We start from the raw sequence: 22,425 nt of genomic DNA, 5'->3' as shown, positions 1-22,425 counted from the left end.
GTAATGGTTGTTGCTCATGAATAACTTCTTTTTAAACTGCTTAAGGGATCATTAATGATGCTTATCAATGTAGATTGGCTTATGAAAAAAAACAATATAAAAGTTAGGATGATTTGACGCTTTTTATGGATAGGTATGAGAGAAACAAATAAGCCTTTAATATTAATATTGTTTTATAAAAAATATTGCTTATTTATTTTTAAAGTGATGGATGCAGCTTCTAAGTGAGCAACAAAACAGTCATCATGGAGTGGGTGGCGGAGCCCCGTGGTGCTTCGCCATCAGTTCGCTCATCATCTCAACACTGGAGTCAAGCGGCTCAGCCGGACTTATACCGCCGTGGTCTTTTATTACTGGCACCGGTTAAAAGCCGTCCGCGCTTGGGCGAGGCGTTGGATGCGAGTGGTAAGGCATTGCGCTATTGGCTAGGCGGTCAGGTAGTCGCTATGACGGTAACGGGCGTACTGGTGGGTATCAGCATGTGGCTGCTGGGCGTGCCAGCGCCATTAGGGCTGGGACTAGTTGCCGGTCTTCTGGACTTTGTACCGTTGGTCGGCCCCATTGCCGCCGCTATTCCTGCCCTGCTGTTGGCGTATACGGTCAGCCCTGAGACGGCGCTCTTCGTACTGATGGCTTACGTTATTATTCAGCAGATTGAAGGTAATATTTTGCAGCCTTTGGTGCAGCAGCGTGCCGTCAGCCTGCCACCGGCGCTATTGTTGTTTGCGCTCCTTGCAAGCAGCACGTTGTTTGGCTTACCTGGCGTTATTTTGGCCGCACCCTTGGCGGTTGTTTTATTCGTAATGGTGAATCGTCTCTATGTGGCGCATGAAGACGACGATAAAAAGAGCCGTAATTTTTCGTTAGCCCTGTAACGATTAGCCATAAATGATTTACCCCCTGTTGGCTGGGCGGTAAGCTTATAACGATTATCCACATCGACCAGAGCGCCTGTCTATCCACGGGCGCTTTTGGCGTTACCTATAGGTGAATTTATGTCGACGACGGCTGCCGCGACTCCGGCCAGTTATCGGGTACCACTACTGGCGACTGCGGCGATTGTATTAGGAGCGCTAACGATTGGCGTCATATTTGGCGCTAATACCGGTTTGCTAATGATTGTAGGCGGTCTGCTGGGCATGGTGTTGTATCACGCTGCCTTTGGGTTTACCTCTGCCTGGCGCGTGTTTATTACCGAGCGCCGCGGCCGCGGGCTGCGTGCGCAAATGGTGATGCTGGCCATTGCCGTGGTGCTGTTTTTCCCAGCGCTGGGTGCCGGTACATTGTTTGGTACGCCGGTGAGTGGTTTTGTCTCCCCTATCGGCATTTCCGTGCTGGTGGGCGCGTTTCTTTTCGGGATTGGTATGCAGTTGGGCGGCGGGTGCGCTTCAGGCACGCTGTTTACGGCGGGTGGCGGTAATGCCCGTATGTTGATTACGCTTGTCTTCTTTATCATCGGTTCGGTAATTGGCTCGGCGCATTTTGCGTGGTGGCAGCGTTTGCCAGCGTTTGAGCCGATATCGTTGATTGATATTGCAGGTACGACGGGCGGTATCGCCATCAGCCTGGTACTGTTTGTGGCGATTGCGGTGTTTACCCTCGTGATGGAAAAGCGTCGTCATGGTCAACTTGAACAGGTACCCATGGTTGAGAAACCCGCTACTCTGCGTTGGTTAAGCGGGCCTTGGCCGTTATTGGCGGGTGCCGTGGCCTTGGCGCTGCTGAATTTCGCAACGCTTGCGCTAGCTGGTCGCCCGTGGGGCATTACGTCGGCCTTCGCGCTTTGGGGAGCCAAGGTATATGAATTGTTCGGCGGTAGCGTAACGGGTTGGGGATATTGGCAGGCGCCAGGTAATGCGGCAGCGCTTGACGCTAGCGTGTGGAGTGATATGACGACGGTCATGAACGTCGGTATTATGTTGGGCGCTTTAATGGCTGCACATTTGGCCGGTCGGTTTGCGCCTAATTTTAGAATCCCTCTGCGCTCGGTGGTGGCTGCGGTAATTGGTGGCTTAATGCTGGGTTATGGCGCGCGCCTGGCGTTTGGTTGCAACATCGGTGCTTACTTCAGTGGTATCGCGTCGGGTAGCTTGCACGGTTGGGTGTGGCTGGTGGCTGCCTTTGCGGGCAATATTGTCGGTGTGAAGCTGCGTCCGCTGTTCTTTACCGGTGAAGCAGGGCGCCAGCCAGCGGCAAAAACCTGCTAATTATAACGTATTGATTTTCAGCTGCCCCGGCAAATGTCGGGGCATTTTTTTGGCTAGAGAAGTATGACTGTGCCACCTTTGTCGTAGTGACATGGTACATTATGTCGATAAACCGTAAACGCTTGAAATTGCTGCGATGCAGCGGTAATGGAAAAGAAGAGAGCCCCTATGACGACGAGTAAGCGCCCCTTATATATTCCTTACGCCGGTCCTTCCTTACTTGAAATGCCGCTATTGAACAAAGGCAGCGCGTTTACTCAAGAGGAGCGTTTGGCGTTTAACTTGATTGGTTTGCTGCCGCAAAATGTTGAAACCATTGATGATCAGCTAGAGCGCGCTTATCGGCAGTACCAGCAGTGCAATAGCGATCTTGAGCGCCATATTTATTTGCGCGCCATTCAAGACGACAACGAAACGCTCTACTTCCGCTTGGTATCTGAGCATCTTGAAGAGATGCTGCCGATCATCTATACGCCAACCGTTGGCCAGGCATGTCAGGAATTTTCCAATATTTATCGCAATCACCGGGGCTTGTTTATCGGCTACCAGGACCGCGATCATCTGGATGATATTCTGCGCAGCGCCACCAAGGATAACGTTAAAGTTATCGTAGTCACTGACGGCGAACGTATTTTAGGGCTGGGTGACCAGGGGATCGGTGGTATGGGGATTCCCATTGGTAAGCTGGCGCTTTATACCGCCTGTGGCGGTATTAGTCCGGCCCATACGCTACCCATCGTGATTGATGTGGGCACTAATAATCAGGCGCTGCTGGATGACCCCATGTACATGGGCTGGCGCCATAAACGCGTGGGCCAGGAAGAGTACAACGCCTTTATGGCAGCGTTCATCTCAGCGCTGAAGCGCCGCTGGCCGAATGTTTTGCTGCAGTTTGAAGATTTTGCCCAAGCCAACGCCGTACCGCTGCTTGAGCGCTATCGCAACGAGTTGTGCTGCTTTAACGATGATGTTCAGGGCACGGCATCCGTTGTCGTGGGAACGCTCATGGCAGCCTGTCAGGCGCGTGAAGAAAGCATTGCCCAGCAACGCGTGGTGTTTGTTGGCGGTGGTTCAGCCGGTTGTGGTATCGCCGAGCAGGTCGTGGTGGCCATGGAGGCCGAAGGTCTCTCCGAACATGAAGCGCGTGCGCGTATTTTTGTTGTCGACCGCGAAGGCTTGATGACGACGGATCAAGAGTGGCAGCGCGATTTTCAGCGTCGTTTGGCCCACGATCCTGCGCTGGTCGCGGATTGGAATGGCCAAGGGTTGGAAGAAACCATTGCCCAGATGAAACCGACTATTCTGGTCGGTGTTTGCGGTCAGCGTGGGATATTCACCGAGCAGGTGGTTAAAACCATGCATGCAGGCTGTGAGCACCCGGTGATTATGCCGCTCTCTAATCCAACGTCTCAGGCAGAAGCTGTTCCTGAGGATGTGATCCGCTGGACCGACGGCCAAGCACTGGTCGCCACCGGTAGTCCGTTTGCTCCTGTGGTGTATAACGGGCGCACATACCCCATTGCCCAGTGCAACAACGCGTATATCTTCCCGGGCATCGGGTTGGGCGTCATTGCTTCGAATGCAAATCGGGTGACCGATGAGATGTTGATGAGCGCGTCTCGTGCGCTGGCGCGTGAAGCACCCATCGTTAAAGAGGGTAAAGGTGCGCTGTTACCGCCGCTTTCGCGTATTCGTGACATCAGCCAGTCGATTGCCTTTGAAGTAGCCGCCACTGCTCAGCATAACGGCGTTGCGCTAACGACCAGTGGCACCAAACTGCGCGAAGACATCGAGAAAGCAAGCTGGTCACCTGAGTATCGTACCTATCGCCGCCGCGCCGTTTAAACGAGCGCTCATAAAAAACCCCCACCGAGGTGGGGGCATACAAGCATTGGTAGGTATTACTTATGCGGCGCCGATCATTTTGCGCAGCACGTAGTGAAGGATACCACCATGACGGTAGTAAGCCAGCTCATTGACCGTATCAATTCGACACTTGGCATCAACGGTATGCTCTTTTTCACCGGTTTTAATCACTACCTGCACCGTTTTGCCGGGGCTTAAATCACTTAGTCCCGCAATGGATATCTCTTCATCGCCGGTTAATCCCAGCGTTTCGCGGGTTTCACCTTCCGGGAACTGCAGCGGCACCACGCCCATGCCGATCAGGTTGGAGCGGTGAATACGCTCAAAGGATTCCGCGAGAACCGCGCGAACGCCTAGCAAGCGCGTACCTTTGGCTGCCCAGTCACGCGAAGAGCCGGTGCCATACTCTTTACCAGCAATAACGACCAGCGGTGTGCCAGCCTCTTGGTATTTCATGGCGGCATCGTAAATCGCCATTTGCTCGCCACTGGGAACATAGCGCGTTTCGCCGCCGACCACGCCGTCCAGCATCTCGTTTTTGATACGTACGTTGGCAAAGGTGCCGCGCATCATGACCTCATGATTCCCCCGGCGCGAGCCGTAGGAGTTAAAGTCGACCGGCTTAACGCCATGTTCTTGCAGGTAACGGCCTGCGGGGCTATCCGGTTTGATCGCGCCTGCGGGTGAAATATGGTCAGTGGTCACCGAGTCGCCCAGCATGGCCAGAACGCGGGCATTGCTGACGTCCTCGATCGCATCTGGTTCGCGTCCCATGCCTTCAAAGAAGGGTGGGTGCTGGATGTAAGTAGATTCGGGCCATTGGTAGACCTGACTTTCAGGAACATCAATTGCCTGCCAGGTTTCATCGCCTTTAAATACCTCACCGTACTCTTTACGGAACATATCAGTATTTACTTTCTCGACGGCCTCGGCAATTTCGGCTTGAGAGGGCCAAATATCCTTTAGATAAACCGGGTTGCCGTCACTGTCCTGGCCGAGTGGCTCCTGGGTTAAATCACGCTGTACATTGCCCGCCAGCGCATAAGCGACGACCAAGGGGGGAGAGGCAAGCCAGTTGGTTTTGACCAGCGGATGAACACGGCCTTCAAAGTTACGGTTGCCTGAAAGGACCGATGCGACGGTTAAATCTCCCTGGTTTACCGCTTTCTCAATCGCTTCAGGCAGTGGGCCTGAGTTGCCGATGCATGTCGTGCAGCCATAACCCACCAGGTTAAAGCCCAGCGCATTCAAATCCTCGTTCAAGTTGGCCGCGGCCAGGTAGTCGGTGACGACCTTGGAGCCAGGCGCCAGCGAGGTTTTAACCCAAGGCTTAGTGGTTAGGCCTTTTTCACGCGCTTTGCGCGCCAGTAGGCCTGCAGCCATCATCACGCTGGGGTTGGACGTATTGGTGCATGAGGTGATGGCAGCAATGACCACCGCGCCCGGGTCCAGGCTGAAATCCTGGTCGTCAATGGTGACTTTCTGGCTGGAGGCGTGCTTGAAGTCCCCCTCAAGGCTGCGCTCAATGCCCACGGCTGTCTGGCCGCCTTCTGAGTCGAATTTGCCTTTTTCCGCGTTGGGCTGTGCCTTGGCATCCTCCTGCATGACTTTATTAAAGGCGGCGGCCATGTCTTTTAAGGCAACGCGATCCTGCGGGCGTTTAGGGCCAGCGAGACTGGCTTCCACTTCGGTCATATCAAGGTGCAGGGCATCGGTGAACACTGGCTCATCGCCTGGCTCACGCCATAAGCCCTGCATTTTGCTATAGGCTTCTACTAGCGCAATCTGGTCATCTTCGCGCCCGGTTAAGCGCATATAGTTTAGCGTTTCGTCATCGACCGGGAAGAAGCCGCAGGTAGCGCCGTATTCCGGGGCCATATTGGCAATGGTGGCGCGGTCAGCAAGCGGCAGGTCTTTTAGGCCATCGCCGTAGAATTCGACAAACTTACCCACAACCCCTTTTTTGCGCAGCATCTCCGTCACGGTGAGTACCAGGTCGGTGGCGGTAATGCCTTCTCGCAGTTTGCCGGTCAGTTTGAAGCCGATAACTTCTGGGATCAGCATGGAGACTGGCTGGCCGAGCATGGCCGCTTCCGCCTCAATACCACCCACGCCCCAGCCTAGCACGCCCAGGCCGTTGATCATGGTGGTGTGGGAGTCGGTGCCCACGAGGGTATCCGGGTAGGCAAATGTGATGCCGTCCTCTTCCTTGGTCCACACGCTTCGGCCCAGGTACTCAAGGTTTACCTGATGGCAAATGCCGGTGCCGGGCGGCACCACGCTGAAGTTATTAAAGGCCTGTTGGCCCCAGCGCAGAAACTCATAACGCTCACGGTTGCGCTGCATTTCAATTTCGACGTTCTCTTCAAACGCTGTCGCGTTACCAAACTTGTCGACCATGACCGAGTGGTCAATCACCAGGTCAACCGGGGAAAGAGGATTGATGCGGGCCGGGTCTTCACCCAGTTTTTCTACCGCTGCGCGCATGGAGGCCAAATCGACCACACCGGGTACGCCGGTGAAATCCTGCATTAATACGCGCGCCGGGCGATAACCGATTTCACGACTGGATTTGCCCTCTTTCTGCCAATCGACAAGGGCTTGCATATCGTCTTTTTCAACGCTTTCATCGTCGGCAAAGCGCAGTTGGTTTTCGAGTAAAATTTTGAGCGACTTGGGGAGTCGGTCAATGTTGCCAAGCGCATCGGCCGCCTTGGGAAGGCTGTAGTAGCGGTACTGTTTGCTACCTACTTCCAACGTTTGAAGCGTATCGGGTGTATTGCTCATGCCTTTCTCCTCTCATTGCGTTGCACGGTATGTCACGCCGCGAAACGGTCACAGTCTTCCTTTTTAGTATGGCTTACATAGTAGTAGGACATGGGTGTTTATAAAGGTTGATTCAAGGTGTCTTCGCCTAATAGTCAATACTTAACCTTGCAATAGCTTGTACTTGGCACCATTTCAGGCAAACTCTTTGCGACTTTATCAGCTAGACATTTACAAGGTGGTGTCATGGAAACGCGTCATGAACGTTTGATTATTCTTGGGTCCGGCCCGGCAGGTTATACAGCGGCCGTGTATGCAGCACGGGCTAACTTAAAGCCTTTGCTGATCACCGGAATGCAAGCGGGTGGCCAGTTAACCACCACGACAGACGTTGATAATTGGCCAGGCGATGCCCAAGGGGTACAAGGCCCTGAGCTGATGGAGCGGATGAAAGCGCACGCCGAGCGCTTTAATACCGAGGTGCTGTTCGATCATATCAATGAAGTTAGCCTTGATGAAAAACCGTTCACCCTCAAGGGCGACAGCGGTATTTACACCTGTGACGCGCTGATTGTGGCCACGGGCGCCAGTGCTCGCTATATCGGGCTACCGTCTGAGCAGCAGTTTATGGGCCAAGGTGTTTCAGCATGTGCCACCTGCGACGGGTTCTTCTACCGTAACCAGGAAGTCATTGTGGTGGGCGGCGGCAATACGGCCGTGGAAGAGGCGCTGTATCTCTCTAATATTGCGTCGAAAGTTACTCTGGTACACCGCCGCGACTCCCTTCGCGCGGAAAAGATCCTGCAAGACAAGCTGTTTGAAAAAGTTGAAGCGGGCACCATTGCGCTGGAGTGGTTCCAGGAAATTGATGAAGTACTGGGCGATAACACCGGTGTTACCGGCGTACGGTTGAAATCAACACTGGATGGTACGGTAAAAGAAATCCAGGCGCCGGGACTCTTTATTGCCATCGGCCATCACCCCAACACCGGGATGTTTGAAGGCCAGCTGGTCATGAACGGCGGCTATATCAAGGTGAATTCGGGGCTTGAAGGAAATGCTACCGCCACCAGTGTGCCGGGTGTGTTCGCGTGTGGCGATGTGATGGATCACATCTATCGTCAGGCGATTACTTCGGCGGGCAGTGGCTGTATGGCCGCGCTGGATGCCGAGCGTTATCTGGACGGTATCGCCTAATAAAGTTGTTCAAGAAGGGAAAGCCGCCTGCCGCTAACAGCTGTCTGGCGGCTTTGACACGCGGGCCCGGCCAAGCGTACTAAGTACCAGGCTCGCTCCCGCAGTGTTGTTGTGTGTACTGGCAGGGCAGATGGAGAACGTACTGTTAAACCCCGTGGCATGCCCGAGCGGGGTGTATTTGATCCGCGCATGACCGTTCTTGCTAACGTTAACGCCGTTGGTTGATGGAAACACCCGGATTATCTCGTCTTTATGGATACCGCGGGTCTTGTCGGCGCTAACCACCATCAGTTCATTCCCCCAATCACGGGCACAAGCGCTGCGGTCAGCCGTCGCGGGGCACAAGGTAATATCGCGGTGCTGAGTAATGGCGGTACTGCGGGCTAACGTGAGTGCGGTTTGTAGTCGGTTCACTTCGCTGGTGACCGCAGTACGCTCATTCAGTGACTGAAAGCTGGGGATGCCCCAAACCGCCAACATGCCTGCCAGAATCAGCACAATTAGCAGTTCAATGAGTGTAAACCCTTGAAGGTAGGTTGGATATTCGCTGTGCTTGTGCGTCATGCAGTCTTCCCCGTGACTTGACCTGCTCGGCCTCCTCGCTATGCTCACTGTCCGTATCCGGCCTGGGCCGGTCATCAAGTAAGCCAGAGTAGGCAATGCCTGTGAGCGATTTTCTAATTATTGGCGGCGGTGTGATCGGCATGCTGACCGCATTGCAGTTAGCGGATGCCGGTCAGCAGGTCACCCTTGTTGAGCGTGGCATGTGTGGCAAAGAGGCCTCTTGGGCGGGTGGTGGCATTGTATCACCGCTCTATCCGTGGCGTTACGCACCGCCTATTTCGCAACTTTCTCGCTGGTCGGAAGGAGTTTACCCAACGCTTGCGCTACGTTTGCTGGAAGAAACCGGCATTGACCCTGAGTATCGTCAAAAGGGATTGCTCTATTTAAATGTCGATGATGACGATAAAGCACTGCAGTGGGCGCGTCAGCTAGGCAAGCCGCTGGTGCAAGTTAACGCTGATTTTGTGCAACAAAAAGAACCCGATGTTGCCATTGCCCATGAAAATGCCTTGTGGATGCCAACCCTTGGCAGTGTGCGAAACCCACGGCTTGGCCAAGCGCTGCGCGCTAAATTGCTCGCCATGCCCAGTGTAACGCTACAGGAGCAGTGCGAGGTTCGTGGCGTAATACGCCGTGGCGGCCAGGTGGTGGGCGTTAACACCTCGCAAGGCGTGGTGGAAGCGGGGCGGTTGGTAGTGTGCGGGGGTGCCTGGAGTGCAGGGCTTTTGGCAACGCTTGACGTGGCTTTACCCGTACGCCCAGTGAAAGGCCAGATGATCGCCTACCAGGCACCTGCCGGGCTTGTGCAGCGGGTTGTCTTGAAAGATGGTCGCTATGTAATTCCGCGTAGCGACGGTCTGCTGCTCGTCGGCTCCACCCTGGAAGACACCGGGTTTGATAAAGCTACCGACGAAGAGGCGCTGGCCTCGTTAAAGCAGAGCGCTGAGCGTATTGTTCCTGCGCTGGCGGATTGCCCGGTTGCTTATCACTGGGCAGGCCTTCGCCCCGGCTCACCAGATGGCACTCCGTTTATTGGCGCACTTCCAGAGTTGCCCAACGTCTATGTAAACGCCGGGCATTACCGCAATGGGCTCGTGCTGGCGCCTGCTTCCACCCATTTATTGGTGGACCAGTTGCTTGAACGGACGCCGCTGATTGACCCTACGCCCTTCTTGCCGACGCAAGCACGTTTAAAGGGTTAAGCGCCGTCGTTTTTATCCTGCTGTTCTTGAAGATAACGGTCGCGATGGGCGCTGCAGCAGAACCACTGTTCATGGTCGCGCAGTGCCTCGCTTTCCGGCACATGGACCTCACACCAGCGGCAGCGCACCATTTGGCCGCCTTCTTGACGGTTCAAGGCATTGCGCTCCGCATCGCGGTCGAGTTTGTGCTGCCGATACATGCCGTAAAGCTTTAGGCCTGCATAAAACAGTACGGCGAAAATTATCAAGCGAATAATCAAAAGGTTCATCCTTGCGAGTCCTCCTAAACGGAGCCGAAAACGATCAATGCGAATGCGGGCTTTGCCAGCAGGCGGTCCTTGCGGGACAATGCATTGACGCAGGTAATAATGTTCCAAAGATTCTCAAGAGATTTTAACGCCCATGCAAGACTTAACGCTGGTAATGGCCCAACTCGATCCGCTTGTCGGGGATATTCCCGGTAATGCGGCGCGTGCTATTGAAGCCGTGCGCGAAGCGCGCATTGAGCATGGGGCGGATATTGTTATCTTCCCTGAGCTGTTTTTATCCGGTTATCCACCGGAAGATTTATTGCTGCGCCCCTCCATGGAAGCTCGACTGCGCGAAGCGCGGGCCAAAATGGCAGAAAAAGTCGCCCGCGACGTGCTGGTGATTATTGGTTATCCGGGGACCCGCGAAGGCAAGTGCTATAACCTGGCGGGCGTGCTGTATAACGGCCAGTGGGAGGCCGAATACGCCAAGCAAGCGCTGCCCAATTACCAGGTTTTCGACGAGCAGCGCTACTTTACCCCAGGCACAGAGCCGTTGGTGTATGAGCATAAAGGTGCCAAGCTCGGGCTTTTAATTTGTGAGGACCTGTGGGAAGGCGCGCCTGCACGTGCTGCCACCGCCGCCGGGGCGGAAGTGCTGATTAGCCTGAACGCCTCCCCTTATCATCAGGATAAACCAGGCGAACGGCTCCGCTTGCTGGAGCTGCGCGCGCAAGATGTAAATCGCCCGATCGTGTATGTGAATACCATTGGTGGCCAGGATGAGCTGGTGTTCGACGGCGGTTCCAGTTGTGTGGATGCCCAGGGCCAGCTAAAAGTGCTTGCTCCGTATTGGCAGGCAGGCTTAATGCCGGTGCAACTGTTGCAAACCAGCGCCTCCACCTGGGAGCCGCAGTCAGGTGAAATTGAGCCGGATGCCGAGCCAGAAGAGAGCCTTTACTGCGCGCTGGTAACGGGGCTGCGTGATTACGTCAATAAAAGTGGCTTTGAAGGCGTGGTGCTGGGTCTTTCCGGCGGAATCGACTCGGCGCTGTCCTTGGCGATTGCAGTAGACGCACTGGGCCCACAGCGCGTTCAGGCAGTGATGATGCCGTACCACTACACTGCGGATATTTCCCGGCAGGATGCTGCCCTTCAGGCAGAAATGCTTGGCGTGCATTACGACGTTTTGCCTATCGAATCCATGGTCGATGCCTTTATGGCGACGCTTTCGGAAAGCTTTGCGGGCACTGAACGTGATACCACCGAAGAGAACCTCCAGTCGCGCTGTCGGGGCGTACTGCTGATGGCACTTTCCAATAAGAAAGGCCTGATGGTACTGACCACCGGCAACAAGAGTGAAATGGCGGTGGGCTATGCCACGCTGTATGGCGACATGGTGGGCGGCTATAACGCTATCAAGGATGTCTATAAAACCTGGGTATACCGCCTGGCTCGCTGGCGTAATACGCAGTCTCCTGCTATTCCTGAGCGCGTCATTGAGCGTCCGCCCAGCGCAGAGCTAGCGCCTGATCAGCAGGATAGTGATTCGCTACCGGATTACGATGTGTTGGACGCTATCCTCATGTGCTATATCGAAGGTGACATGAGTGCTGAAGCGATTATCGCAGCGGGTTATGACCATGAAGATGTCTATCAAGTGGTCAAGCTGGTAGACCGCTGTGAGTACAAACGCCGCCAGGCCCCGGTGGGCGTGCGCGTCACATCGCGCGGCTTTGGACGTGATCGCCGTTACCCGATTGTTAACGGTTGGCAGCCAGGTGATTAACAGGTATTAGCGTAACGCCAACTAAAAAACCACGCCTCGGCGTGGTTTTTTTTGAGGGTAAACCGTACTGTCATCAATCCATTGCGTTAGTTTTAGTGCTTGGGTACAAAGCGGCCGCCTTGAAGTTGCTCGTGATCGGGAGCATTTTCACGCAGTACGGTGATGACTTCTTGAGCGCGATCGTTCATGCCCAAACCCTGATAACCCTCGATCATAACGGCCAGTGCGTCGCGGGTGGCATTGGATTCCGGATAGTGCTCAATCACCCAGCGGCCGCGCTCGACAGCGGCTAGATAAGCACCGCGGCGGAGGTAGTAGTCAGCAACATGCAATTCATGTTGGGCCAGCAAGTCGCGTAAATAAATAATGCGCTGCTGCGCATCCGGGGCGTATTCACTTTGCGGGTAGCGCTGGATCAGTTCACGAAAGTCGTTGTACGCATCACGCGAGGCGCCTATGTCGCGCTTGGAAATATCAATTAAGCGAAGGCGCTCAAGGCTGAAACGACCCGCCTGCCAGGCAGAAAGTCCGCGCAGGTAGTAGGCATAATCAACCTGCGGGTGGTCGGGGTGCAGGCGAATAAACCGACTGGCGGCAGCGCGTGCTTCTTCCCAGTCACCATTTTCATAGTAGGCGTACACCAGCTCTAATTGCGCCTGTTCAGCATGGGGGCCGAAAGGGTAGCGCGTATCCAACGCTTCCAGTCGCTCAATCGCAATGGGGTAGCGATTGCTATCCAGCGCGGTGCGAGCAAGTTCGTAGAGCTCACGCTCTTGCACTCCGGAAAACTCATCTTCTTCTTCCGGGGTCGTGTCATTACTGGCGCAGCCTGCCAATAAGGCAAGACTTAAAGCAAGGGCACCAAAGCGGTTGGCAGCAGAAAAAACGCGCATCATCATCCTCGTTGCAAACAAGCCTCAATCACCGAAAAGCGACGATGGCCATAAGTAGAAATGGTAGAATAGGTCGCAGTAAGCCCACTATAAATCACCTCGACGCAAAACGCAGGCTTAGTGGCGTTTTGTCGAGTGTTGTCAAAGGAAATAACGTCATGCCCCGGATAGTTGAAGCCATGCAGCGCGTGCCCGCAACACTTGCAGGTGCACGGTTGGATCAAGCAGCGGCGGAGTTATTCAGCGATTACTCACGCGAGCGCCTGAAAGCATGGATCAACGCGGGTGAGCTAACCATCGATGGCGCCCAGGCCAAGCCGAAAGCGAAGCTGCACGGTGATGAAATGCTGGTGTTAAAGGCCACCATTGAAGAAGATCTGCGTTTTGAAGCGCAGGACATACCGCTGAGTATTGTCTATGAAGATGATGCTGTGATGGTGATCAACAAACCTACCAATATGGTGGTGCATCCTGCGGCGGGCAATCGTGATGGCACTTTGCTCAACGCGCTGCTTTATCATCATCCGGCACTTGCTGAAGTGCCTCGCGCGGGGATCGTTCACCGTTTGGATAAAGATACCACTGGCTTGATGATGGTGGCTAAAACCATTCAAGCGCAAACGGCCCTGGTTGAGCAACTGCAGGCACGCAGCGTATCACGCCAGTATGACGCGGTGGTGATCGGTAAGCCCGTGGCAGGCAGCACCATTGATGCGCCTATTGGCCGCCATCCTAAAGACCGTAAACGCCAGGCTGTCACCAACGCTGGTAAACCTGCCGTGACCCACTTTCGCGTTGTGGAGCGTTTTCGTGCGCATACGCACGTTCGCTGTAAGCTGGAAACCGGACGCACGCATCAGATTCGCGTGCATATGTCCCATGCCCGTTACCCATTGATTGGCGACCCGCTCTATAGCGGACGTGCCAAGCTGCCACCTGGTGCTGCCGGACCGCTTAAGGAGATCCTGCGTGAGTTCCCGCGCCAGGCGCTGCATGCCCGCGAGCTAAGCTTTGTGCACCCGGTGAGTGGTGAAACACTGACTTTTTACGCCGATCTGCCCGATGATCTACTAATGTTGTTGGACTACCTGCGCGAAGACAGTGAGACCATGCAATGAGTGATGCCATTGATTTACGGCCAACGCTACTAATACCGGATTGGCCTGCGCCTGATAATGTGCAGGCCTTTGTGAGCACCCGGGAAACGGGCCCTAGCCAGGAAGAATTTGCCGCTTTTAACCCCGCCTCTCACGTCGGTGATAACCCTGAGCATGTGGCGCTTTGCCGCCGCTTGATGCAAAAAGAGATTGGCGATGAGCGCCCGCTGCTATGGCTAAATCAAACGCATGGCGCGCGCGTTCAGCAGGGCTACCAGGCCGACGTGCCAGAGGCAGATGCTGCCGTCGCCACCTCCAATGAATACGCCTGTGTCGTGCTGACCGCAGACTGCCTGCCGGTGATGTTTTGTAATCAAGCCGGGACACAGGTGGCCGTTGCTCACGCCGGTTGGCGGGGGCTGGCCGGAGGCGTTTTAGAGGCGACGGTGGCCGCCATGAATAGCGAGCCCGAGGATATTCTCGTATGGCTAGGCCCGGCTATTTCCAATGCTCAGTTTGAAGTTGGGCCGGAAGTGTATGGCGCCTTTGTTGCCGTACACCCAGAAACGGCGGAAGCGTTTGACCATAGTCCCTATCGAATGGGGCACTACATGGCCGATTTGTACCGGCTGGCGCGGTTTCGCTTGGAAGCACTCGGTGTTGAACATATTAGCGGTGGGCACTTCTGTACTGCCTGCGAATCGCGTTTTTACTCTTATCGTCGTGATGGCGGTACGACGGGGCGCATGGCCAGTGTGATCTGGGTCAAAAAATAACCAGGTTGGCATTATCTCCTCTTGAAAACGGCGGAACTAGCACCATTTAACTTACAAAGCTAATATTTATTAGGAAAGTGGACAGCAGTTTTTTCCGAAACGCCGTGCGTTCGGGCGCAGGGCTAATCCAAGAGGCTCACTATGCGTTTTGATAAGTTTACTGCCAAGCTTCAGGCCGCTATTGCTGAAGCGCAATCCTTGGCCGTTGGCCGCGGTCATAACCAGTTAGACCCTTCTCATCTTCTTCTTGCGCTACTGGATACCAAGGATACGGGTATTAAAGCCCTGATCGAAAAATCCGGAGGCTCAAGCTCGCGTCTGCGTGATGGGTTAGTGCAGCAGCTTGATAACTTACCTAAAGTAAGCCAGTTCGATGGCGAAGTGCAGCCATCACGGGATTTCATTAAATTATTCAACCTGACCGACCGTGAAGCACAAGCGCGTGGCGACCAATTCATTGCCAGCGAACTCGTGCTGCTGGCGGCGCTGGAAATGAATGGCCCGCTTGCCAAGTTAATGAAAGAGGCGGGCGTTAACCGGAAGTCCCTTGAGGCGGCGATTAATAGCCTGCGCGGTGGGGCAAGCGTTGATGATCCTAACGCTGAAGATCAGCGGGAATCGCTCAACAAGTACACCCTTGACCTTACTCAGCGCGCGCTGGATGGCAAGCTTGACCCGGTGATTGGTCGTGATGATGAAATCCGTCGCACCATTCAGGTATTGCAGCGCCGTACCAAAAATAACCCGGTTTTGATTGGCGAGCCTGGCGTCGGTAAAACGGCGATTGTTGAAGGGTTGGCGCAGCGTATCGTTAATGGTGAAGTGCCGGAAGGCTTAAGAGACAAACGCGTACTGTCGCTGGATATGGGCTCGCTGCTAGCAGGTGCCAAATTCCGTGGTGAGTTCGAAGAGCGCTTAAAGTCGGTTCTCAAAGAGCTTGCCCAGGAAGAGGGGCGGGTCATTCTGTTTATCGATGAGTTGCACACCATGGTCGGCGCCGGTAAGGCGGAAGGCGCGATGGACGCGGGCAATATGCTCAAACCTGCGCTTGCACGGGGTGAGCTGCACTGCGTAGGCGCGACCACGCTGGATGAGTATCGCAAATATATTGAAAAGGACGCGGCACTTGAGCGTCGGTTCCAGAAAGTGTTGGTCGATGAGCCGACGGAAGAAGATACCGTGGCCATTCTGCGCGGCTTAAAAGAGCGTTATGAAGTGCACCACGGCGTGGATATTACCGACTCGGCAATTATTGCCGCGGCGAAGCTGTCCACTCGCTATATCACTGATCGGCAGTTGCCCGATAAAGCGATAGATCTGATTGATGAAGCGGCTTCGCGGATTCGTATGGAGCTTGATTCCAAGCCCGAAGCAATGGACCGCCTGGACCGGCGTTTAATCCAGCTCAAGATGGAGCGGGAAGCGCTTAAAAAAGAGACCGACGAGGCGACTAAAAAACGCCTTGAAGCGCTTAACAACCAGATTCATGAGTTTGAGCGCGAGTATGCCGACCTGGATGAAGTCTGGAAGGCAGAAAAAGCCAGTATCCAAGGCTCGGCTCAGTTCAAGGCAGAGCTGGAGCAGGCACGCCTTGACCTGGAACAGGCACGACGGCAGGGCGATTTAGGGCGCATGTCGGAAATTCAGTACGGGCAAATCCCTGAGCTGGAAAAGAAAATTGCCGAAAGCGGTGAAAGTGAAGCCGATATTACCAAGCACCAACTGCTGCGCTCCAACGTGACGGAAGAGGAAATAGCAGAGGTGGTATCGCGCTGGACTGGCATTCCGGTGTCCAAAATGCTGGAAGGCGAGCGCGATAAATTGCTGCGGATGGAAGATGCTCTGCATGAGCGGGTCATTGGCCAGGATGAGGCAGTTGAAGCTGTTGCCAACGCCGTGCGGCGCTCACGTGCGGGGTTGTCCGACCCTAACCGGCCGAACGGTTCGTTCCTGTTCCTTGGGCCTACCGGGGTGGGTAAAACCGAGCTTTGCAAGTCATTGGCCAACTTCCTGTTCGACACAGAAGAGGCCATGGTGCGTATCGATATGTCGGAATTCATGGAGAAGCACTCTGTGGCGCGGTTGATTGGTGCGCCTCCCGGCTATGTAGGTTACGAAGAGGGCGGCTATTTAACCGAGGCGGTGCGCCGTAAACCTTACTCCGTGCTGTTGCTGGATGAGGTGGAAAAGGCCCACCCGGATGTTTTCAATATTCTGCTGCAGGTATTGGAAGATGGCCGGTTAACGGATGGCCAAGGCCGCACGGTGGACTTTCGCAATACCGTGATCGTGATGACCTCTAACATGGGCTCAGACATTATTCAGCGCATGGGCGGTGACGTCAGCGCTGACAAAGAAAGCGCCTATGAGGACATGAAAAACAAGGTCATGGAGGTGGTGGGCAATCACTTCCGCCCTGAGTTGATCAACCGGATTGATGAAGTGGTCGTCTTCCATGCCTTGGGTCAGGAGCAAATTCAGGCAATTGCAGGCATTCAACTGGAGCGCTTGAGAGCCCGCTTGGCTGAGCACGATTTAGGCCTTGAGGTGAGCGATGACGCTATGGCGCAGCTGGCGGTTGTTGGGTTTGACCCTGTCTATGGCGCGCGGCCACTCAAGCGCGCTATTCAGAGCCGGATCGAGAATCCGCTGGCGCAAGACTTGCTGGCAGGCAAGTTTTCACCCGGCGATGTTATTCGGGTGAGTGCCTCGGACGGTAAGCTTGCGTTTAATAGCTAACCGCTCACTGATAATCAGACGTTCCTGGTTATAACCATATGCCCCGCTCGGCCTTGCCGGCGGGGCTTTTTTTGTCTCAAATCGCTTCTTTGCACATTCATCGGGCATTGATGGTTGACATGCCAAGAGGCTAATGGAATCTTATCTGTTCCTGATTTGCGGGCGCGGACCTACGGGTAACCCCTTTTCACCGCGCGAAGGGTAGGCGTAAGCCTTTACCCGCCGAAGGACTTCCGGGTTTGAGCTAACCGCTCAGCCTGGCCAACGCCCCGACACGGCAATCAGCCGTGAAAGAGAGCCACTGATATATGTTGTCATGGATCAGTGCCTCTCAGAGAGTGCAGGCCCTAACCGGGCCGTATGCCAGGGTTTGGCATCAGGTGCCGGCATGGGCCGGCAGCGGCATACCGCCGCACTCGACACCGCAGGATGTCCTGCGGATCGCACTCGAGACCTCCAGGGGAGAAATACAGTGGAACTGCTTTCCGGCGCAGATATGATCGCCCGCTTCTTGAAAGATGAGGGCGTTGAGTACATTTATGGTTATCCCGGCGGCGCGGCGCTGCATATTTATGATGCGCTGTTCCGCCAGGACGATGTGAAGCACATTCTTGTGCGTCACGAACAAGCGGCCACGCATGCCGCCGACGGTTACGCTCGCGCCTCGGGTAAGCCAGGTGTGGTGCTGGTCACATCAGGGCCTGGTGCAACCAATGCCGTCACCGGTATTGCGACCGCCTATATGGATTCCATTCCGATGGTGGTGCTGTGCGGCCAAGTGGCCAGCCATCTGATTGGCGAAGACGCCTTCCAGGAAACCGATATCGTGGGTGTCACCCGGCCTATCGTGAAGCACAGCTTTTCGATTCGTCATCCGTCTGAAATTCCGGAAGTGCTTAAAAAAGCCTTTTATCTGGCTTCTACCGGGCGCCCCGGCCCTGTGGTGGTCGATATTCCCAAGGATATGACCGCGCCGACCGAGCGCTACGAGTACATCTACCCGAAAAAGGTCAAGCTGCGCTCGTATAACCCGGTGACACGTGGCCATACAGGGCAGATTAAAAAAGCCATCGAGCTAATGCTTAAAGCCAAGCGCCCGGTGTTTTATACCGGTGGTGGTGTAGTAACCGGTAAGGCCAGTGAAGGCTTAACCGATCTGGTCAAAAAGCTGGGTTTCCCGATTACCACCACGCTGATGGGCATTGGCGCGTACCCGCAAAGTGATCGTCAAAGCCTTGGCTGGCTGGGCATGCACGGCTCTTATGAGTCCAACATGGCCATGCACCACGCTGATTTGATTATCGCTATTGGTGCACGCTTTGATGACCGGGTTACCAACAACACGTCGAAGTTCTGCCCCACGGCGAAAATTATTCACGTCGATGTTGATCCCAGCTCTATCTCTAAAACCGTGCGTGCCGATGTGCCTATCGTAGGGCCTGCCGCTAGCGTTATTAATGAGATGATTAGCCTGGTTCAGGGCCATCCCATTGCGCATCCTGAAGCACTTGCTGAGTGGTGGGAAAAGATCGACGGCTGGCGTGCCGAGCGTAAAGGCAAGCTTTACGAGCCCTCCAAGCCAGGTGAAGCGTTAAAGTCGCAGGAAGTTGTTGAAGCGCTGTGCCGGATAACGCGCGGTGAAGCATTTGTTACGACCGACGTAGGTCAGCACCAGATGTTTGCGGCTCAGTACTACAAGTTTGATAAGCCCAACCGGCTGATTACCTCAGGCGGTCTTGGCACCATGGGCTTTGGCTTCCCGGCCGCCATGGGGATCAAGCAGAACTACCCGGACGACGACGTCGTGTGTGTTACCGGGGAAGGCAGCTTCCAGATGATGATGCAGGAACTTTCCACCTGTAAGCAGTACGGCGTAGGTGTCAAAATTCTCAATCTGAACAATGCCTCGCTAGGCATGGTGCGTCAGTGGCAGGACCTGAACTACAAGTCACGTCATGCGCACTCTTATATGGAATCACTGCCTGATTTCCATCTGTTGATTGAGGCTTATGGGTTTACCGCGATTACCGTCACTACTCAGGATGAGCTTGAACCCGCGCTTGAGCGTGCGTTTGCCGACAAGCACGAACTGGTGTTCCTTGACGTGAAGGTGGATCCTTTCGAGCACGTCTACCCGATGCAGGTGCCATTAGGCTCCATGCGCGACATGCTGCTGTCTAAAACGGAGCGTACCTGATGCGACATATCATCTCGATTCTGTTGGAAAACGAACCGGGTGCGCTGTCACGTGTGGTCGGCCTGTTTTCCCAGCGTAACTTCAACATTGAAACGCTTAACGTAGCGCCTACGGAAGATGCGTCGCTTTCGCGGTTGACGGTGACCACGGTTGGCGATGATCGTGTCATTGAGCAGATCACCAAGCACCTCAACAAGCTGATTGATGTGGTGAAGCTGGTTGACTTGACCGAAGGCAACCACATCGAGCGTGAACTGATGATGGTGAAGGTAAAGGCATTGGGGGCTGCCCGCGATGAAGTGAAGCGTACCGTGGATATTTTTCGGGCGCAGATCGTCGATGTCACACCTAATCTATATACCGTGCAGATTACCGGTGATGCCGCCAAGTTGGACGCTTTTCTGCAGGCCATGGCGCCAGTAGGGATTCTTGAAGTAGCGCGTACTGGCGTTTCTGGTATTGCGCGTGGTGACAAGGTGCTATCGATTTAATTACCTGATCACTGCACGTTTAGCCAAGCTGTATTGCTCGACCCAAAAGCACCGTCTCACCGAGGCGGTGCTTTTTTATAATCAATTAGCGTTCGCTAATCGCAGACCAAAGCGCCTCAATAAGCGGGTTTTTTAAACGCCGATTTAGAACGCAAAGGCCCACGTCATAGTGGGGCAGCTCTGGTTTTACGTTTAACATGCGAACGCGGTTGGCAAGCGGGCTGTTATCCAGAACGATTTTGGGAACCACGCCTACGCCAAAGCCCAGCCCCACCATACTAACAATCGCTTCGTGCCCGGCCACCTGGGCGTAGATTCGAGGCGTGATACCCATCGCTTTAAACCAGGTGTTGGCGTACTCCCGCGATAAGCCTGCTTCAGAAAGAATCATGGGCACTTGCTGCCACTGTGCTGCCGTGGAGCTTTCAGGGAAGCTGGGTAGCCAATCACACGGTTCGTTAGGCGCGATAAATACCAGTGGTGAACGTGTTAATGACTTAAACGCCAGCGCATTAGGGGGAATGCGGGGGCGCGGCGTAATCGCCATATCATCGTCACCCTCCATTACTCTTTTCATTGCATTCGCCGGATCACCGGTATGCAGCTTTAACTCAATGCCGGGATGACGTGTTCGTACATCGCTTAATAGCTCATACAGAAAGCTGTAACTGGCAGTTACTGAGCAGTAGATGCTGATCTCACCGCTCAGCATGGTCGCTTCATTGGCCAGGCGACGCTTGGTCATTTCCCACTGTTCTAACGTTTCGCGTGCGTAGTGCTGAAAACTGAGCCCTTGGGGAGTCAGTGCGACATGGCGGTTGTCACGCTCGAACAGCCGAGTGGCCAACTCCTCCTCCAACTGCTGAATAGAGCGGCTAAGCGTCGATGGGCTTATGTGGCTCAACTCGCTGGCGCGGCCAAAATGGAGCGTGTCAGAAAGCGTGACAAAGTGCTTCAGTAAGCGAAAATCCATGCCAGTACCGTCATTTCAATATGTGAAATAGTTTGTTGCAAATACAGCGTTTTACGCAAAGATACGTGTGTCGTAAAGTTGCTTGACGCTTTACCAGCGCTGCACTAGACGGCGCGGTGGCCATCAGCGCTGACACGCTACTATAACAACGTAATGACTTAATAATGGTTTTCTGAAACCTCGCTTACGTGGTTGTCACGATATAAATGGTGACCTTTTCCTGGTTTAAGACCAACAGTCACTTCAGATGAAATTGCCAGATAAGCCCTAAACTGCATGATGCTCTGGATCACGGTCAGTTGGTTGGCAAATCCAGGGCTAGTGTTTTCAAGCAGTAGGTGCTTATTAACTTGGTGACGGGGTGCGCTTTGGCGCACCCCGTTTGTTTTATAGGGCTAGCCGCCATGCATTTTTGTCTACGTGCGGTAATTGACTGGCTGACTAAAGCTCACCGTGTAGAATGAAAGTGTTCACTATTTGTGGCTTTTTATTAAACGGATGACACCTATGATTCAGGACGCTCGCGATCAAGAGCAGGCCAGTACACCCCAGCCCGAAAACCACGACCAGACTCAAAAGGTCGATAATGAGGATTTAGCTGCCGCCTTTCTACGCGACACAGAGATCGTCGAAGATGCGGTAGAGGATGGCAAGAAAGTTCGCCGCAAGGGAATCTACTTACTGCCCAACCTGTTTACTACGTCCGCTCTGTTTTCAGGCTTCTTTGCCGTTGTCGCCGGTATTAACGGTGATTTTACATCGGCTGCAGTCGCTATTTTCATTGCTATGGTGCTGGATGGGCTGGATGGCCGCGTTGCGCGTATGACCAATACGCAAAGCGAATTTGGGGCTGAGTACGATAGTCTGGCCGATATGATTTCCTTTGGTATGGCGCCTGCGCTTGTCGCGTTCACTTGGATTTTGCAGGATATCGGGAAGACCGGCTGGGTGGTCGCGTTTCTCTATGTCGCCTGCGCGGCACTTCGCTTGGCACGCTTTAATGTACAAAACGGAAGTGTTGATAAGAAGTGGTTTATTGGCCTTCCTAGTCCATCAGCGGCAGCACTAGTGGCTGCGTGTGTTTGGACCTTCCATAGCTTTGATGCGGATGCGTTTGGCTTCAAGCTGCTGATGTTGGTCGTTGTGGCGGCCGCCGGCATTCTGATGGTCAGCAATATCCGCTATTACAGCTTTAAAGATCTCGACTTTAGAAAGCCCGTACCCTTTGTAGTGTTGCTGGCCGTTGTATTAGGGTTTGTCATGATTTCGGTCGAACCGTCTGTAATGCTGCTCTTGCTGTTTGGTGCCTATGTGCTCTCAGGCCCGGCGTATGCGCTTATGCGCAAGGCAAAACCCAAAAGCTGAGCTTTTTAACTGAGCTTTTTGAAACTATCTTCAAAAAGGCCTTGCCAAACCGGCA

At 54.2% G+C, this 22,425-nt stretch carries 17 protein-coding genes; 12 read left to right on the top strand and 5 right to left on the bottom strand.

Annotated elements, in window-relative coordinates; genetic code table 11:
• Window positions 1–224 precede the first annotated feature (224 nt).
• The 3 genes from ACT3R4_RS14140 (at window position 225) to ACT3R4_RS14130 (ending at window position 4,052) form a co-directional block, all read left to right on the top strand.
• Window positions 225–875 carry an AI-2E family transporter gene (locus ACT3R4_RS14140; protein WP_441679382.1) on the top strand — a complete coding sequence of 217 codons (651 nt, stop codon included), beginning with the start codon at window positions 225–227 and terminating at the stop codon, window positions 873–875.
• Between the two features lie 120 nt (window positions 876–995).
• Window positions 996–2,207 carry a YeeE/YedE family protein gene (locus ACT3R4_RS14135; protein WP_193056965.1) on the top strand — a complete coding sequence of 404 codons (1,212 nt, stop codon included), beginning with the start codon at window positions 996–998 and terminating at the stop codon, window positions 2,205–2,207.
• 168 nt (window positions 2,208–2,375) lie between these two features.
• Window positions 2,376–4,052: an NAD-dependent malic enzyme gene (locus ACT3R4_RS14130; protein ID WP_441679381.1), complete on the top strand. Its 1,677-nt coding sequence runs from the start codon at window positions 2,376–2,378 to the stop codon at window positions 4,050–4,052.
• A gap of 60 nt (window positions 4,053–4,112) precedes the next feature.
• Here ACT3R4_RS14130 and acnA read toward each other — a convergent pair whose 3' ends face one another.
• A complete protein-coding gene (gene acnA / locus ACT3R4_RS14125) occupies window positions 4,113–6,860 on the bottom strand; it encodes an aconitate hydratase AcnA (RefSeq protein WP_193054715.1) in 2,748 nt (915 codons plus the stop codon).
• 225 nt (window positions 6,861–7,085) lie between these two features.
• On the opposite strand from acnA, the gene trxB reads away from it, so the two are divergent.
• Complete coding sequence (gene trxB, locus ACT3R4_RS14120; protein WP_441679380.1) at window positions 7,086–8,036, top strand: thioredoxin-disulfide reductase; 951 nt, start codon at window positions 7,086–7,088, stop codon at window positions 8,034–8,036.
• 33 nt (window positions 8,037–8,069) lie between these two features.
• Here the strand turns inward: trxB and ACT3R4_RS14115 are convergent, their stop codons facing one another.
• Window positions 8,070–8,600, bottom strand: coding sequence for a GspH/FimT family pseudopilin (locus tag ACT3R4_RS14115; protein ID WP_441679379.1), 531 nt, complete (start codon window positions 8,598–8,600; stop codon window positions 8,070–8,072).
• A 101-nt stretch (window positions 8,601–8,701) separates the two neighbouring features.
• Between ACT3R4_RS14115 and thiO the strand changes: the two genes are divergently transcribed.
• Entirely contained in the window at window positions 8,702–9,802 is a 1,101-nt protein-coding gene (gene thiO / locus ACT3R4_RS14110) for a glycine oxidase ThiO (protein ID WP_441679378.1), read from the top strand.
• On the opposite strand, the gene ACT3R4_RS14105 is transcribed toward thiO, so the two are convergent.
• Window positions 9,799–10,071 (bottom strand): PP0621 family protein, encoded by a 273-nt coding sequence (locus ACT3R4_RS14105; protein ID WP_087107290.1) that lies wholly within the window; start codon window positions 10,069–10,071, stop codon window positions 9,799–9,801. The genes thiO and ACT3R4_RS14105 overlap by 4 nt on opposite strands.
• 133 nt (window positions 10,072–10,204) lie before the next feature.
• Here ACT3R4_RS14105 and ACT3R4_RS14100 point away from each other — a divergent pair, with 133 nt between their 5' ends.
• Window positions 10,205–11,839, top strand: coding sequence for an NAD+ synthase (locus ACT3R4_RS14100; protein ID WP_192528565.1), 1,635 nt, complete (start codon window positions 10,205–10,207; stop codon window positions 11,837–11,839).
• A 92-nt stretch (window positions 11,840–11,931) separates the two neighbouring features.
• On the opposite strand, the gene ACT3R4_RS14095 is transcribed toward ACT3R4_RS14100, so the two are convergent.
• Window positions 11,932–12,732 carry an outer membrane protein assembly factor BamD gene (locus tag ACT3R4_RS14095; protein WP_441679377.1) on the bottom strand — a complete coding sequence of 267 codons (801 nt, stop codon included), beginning with the start codon at window positions 12,730–12,732 and terminating at the stop codon, window positions 11,932–11,934.
• Window positions 12,733–12,890: 158 nt separating this feature from the next.
• Between ACT3R4_RS14095 and rluD the strand changes: the two genes are divergently transcribed.
• The 5 genes from rluD (at window position 12,891) to ilvN (ending at window position 20,032) form a co-directional block, all read left to right on the top strand.
• Window positions 12,891–13,850 (top strand): 23S rRNA pseudouridine(1911/1915/1917) synthase RluD, encoded by a 960-nt coding sequence (gene rluD / locus ACT3R4_RS14090; RefSeq protein ID WP_441679376.1) that lies wholly within the window; start codon window positions 12,891–12,893, stop codon window positions 13,848–13,850.
• Entirely contained in the window at window positions 13,847–14,605 is a 759-nt protein-coding gene (pgeF, locus tag ACT3R4_RS14085; RefSeq protein ID WP_441679375.1) for a peptidoglycan editing factor PgeF, read from the top strand. The genes rluD and pgeF overlap by 4 nt, the downstream gene beginning before the upstream one ends.
• A gap of 141 nt (window positions 14,606–14,746) precedes the next feature.
• A complete protein-coding gene (gene clpB, locus ACT3R4_RS14080) occupies window positions 14,747–17,344 on the top strand; it encodes an ATP-dependent chaperone ClpB (protein ID WP_441679374.1) in 2,598 nt (865 codons plus the stop codon).
• Between the two features lie 472 nt (window positions 17,345–17,816).
• Complete coding sequence (locus ACT3R4_RS14075; RefSeq protein ID WP_172118948.1) at window positions 17,817–19,541, top strand: acetolactate synthase 3 large subunit; 1,725 nt, start codon at window positions 17,817–17,819, stop codon at window positions 19,539–19,541.
• Window positions 19,541–20,032 (top strand): acetolactate synthase small subunit, encoded by a 492-nt coding sequence (gene ilvN, locus ACT3R4_RS14070; RefSeq protein WP_172118949.1) that lies wholly within the window; start codon window positions 19,541–19,543, stop codon window positions 20,030–20,032. Before ACT3R4_RS14075 ends, ilvN begins: the two co-directional genes overlap by 1 nt.
• Window positions 20,033–20,117: 85 nt before the next feature.
• Here ilvN and ilvY read toward each other — a convergent pair whose 3' ends face one another.
• Window positions 20,118–21,005 carry an HTH-type transcriptional activator IlvY gene (ilvY, locus tag ACT3R4_RS14065; protein WP_172118950.1) on the bottom strand — a complete coding sequence of 296 codons (888 nt, stop codon included), beginning with the start codon at window positions 21,003–21,005 and terminating at the stop codon, window positions 20,118–20,120.
• 507 nt (window positions 21,006–21,512) lie between these two features.
• Between ilvY and pssA the strand changes: the two genes are divergently transcribed.
• The gene (gene pssA, locus ACT3R4_RS14060; protein ID WP_087107270.1) at window positions 21,513–22,370 is read left to right on the top strand and encodes a CDP-diacylglycerol--serine O-phosphatidyltransferase; all 858 of its coding nucleotides are present in this window, start codon (window positions 21,513–21,515) and stop codon (window positions 22,368–22,370) included.
• The last annotated feature ends 55 nt before the right edge of the window (window positions 22,371–22,425 follow it).

The organism is Halomonas sp. AOP7-E1-9 (assembly GCF_052376035.1).
Taxonomy (GTDB): Bacteria; Pseudomonadota; Gammaproteobacteria; order Pseudomonadales; family Halomonadaceae; genus Vreelandella; species Vreelandella citrativorans.
Note: the sequence above shows the minus strand (reverse complement) of the source record. Positions and strands in the feature narration are given on the sequence as shown.

Coding starts and splice junctions, on each gene's coding strand:
- ilvN (WP_172118949.1), top strand. CDS start 19,541: ATGCGACATATCATCTCGATTCTGTTGGAAAACGAACCGGGTGCGCTG.
- rluD (WP_441679376.1), top strand. CDS start 12,891: ATGCCCCGGATAGTTGAAGCCATGCAGCGCGTGCCCGCAACACTTGCA.
- pssA (WP_087107270.1), top strand. CDS start 21,513: ATGATTCAGGACGCTCGCGATCAAGAGCAGGCCAGTACACCCCAGCCC.
- ACT3R4_RS14095 (WP_441679377.1), bottom strand. CDS start 12,732: ATGCGCGTTTTTTCTGCTGCCAACCGCTTTGGTGCCCTTGCTTTAAGT.
- ACT3R4_RS14135 (WP_193056965.1), top strand. CDS start 996: ATGTCGACGACGGCTGCCGCGACTCCGGCCAGTTATCGGGTACCACTA.
- acnA (WP_193054715.1), bottom strand. CDS start 6,860: ATGAGCAATACACCCGATACGCTTCAAACGTTGGAAGTAGGTAGCAAA.
- ACT3R4_RS14100 (WP_192528565.1), top strand. CDS start 10,205: ATGCAAGACTTAACGCTGGTAATGGCCCAACTCGATCCGCTTGTCGGG.
- pgeF (WP_441679375.1), top strand. CDS start 13,847: ATGAGTGATGCCATTGATTTACGGCCAACGCTACTAATACCGGATTGG.
- ACT3R4_RS14115 (WP_441679379.1), bottom strand. CDS start 8,600: ATGACGCACAAGCACAGCGAATATCCAACCTACCTTCAAGGGTTTACA.
- ACT3R4_RS14130 (WP_441679381.1), top strand. CDS start 2,376: ATGACGACGAGTAAGCGCCCCTTATATATTCCTTACGCCGGTCCTTCC.
- trxB (WP_441679380.1), top strand. CDS start 7,086: ATGGAAACGCGTCATGAACGTTTGATTATTCTTGGGTCCGGCCCGGCA.
- clpB (WP_441679374.1), top strand. CDS start 14,747: ATGCGTTTTGATAAGTTTACTGCCAAGCTTCAGGCCGCTATTGCTGAA.
- ACT3R4_RS14105 (WP_087107290.1), bottom strand. CDS start 10,071: ATGAACCTTTTGATTATTCGCTTGATAATTTTCGCCGTACTGTTTTAT.
- ilvY (WP_172118950.1), bottom strand. CDS start 21,005: ATGGATTTTCGCTTACTGAAGCACTTTGTCACGCTTTCTGACACGCTC.